Here is a 229-nt window from a genome sequence, read left to right on the forward strand (position 1 = left end):
GAACTTTTCTGAAGACAGGATTTTTTACACCGTCTTTTCCATAAAGTTCAGTCATAAGGGCTTTATTCTGAATGACAAGATCCTCATTGATCTGTTTTAGCTTCAGATAAGAAACTCCTTCATCAATATATCCGGAAACCCACGAATTAAATGCAGCTGTTTGGCCTGCAATCCAGGATTTCTGCATGGCATTTCTAGTGAATATCAAAACCAGAGCAATAATTTGCAG

General features: G+C 37.6%; 1 pseudogene. It reads right to left on the minus strand.

What is annotated here, in order from left to right:
* A pseudogene (locus tag SB679_RS26615) lies at positions 1-229 on the minus strand (rod shape-determining protein MreC); the annotation flags it as partial.

The organism is Chryseobacterium sp. SIMBA_029 (assembly GCF_046535275.1).
GTDB lineage: Bacteria > Bacteroidota > Bacteroidia > Flavobacteriales > Weeksellaceae > Chryseobacterium.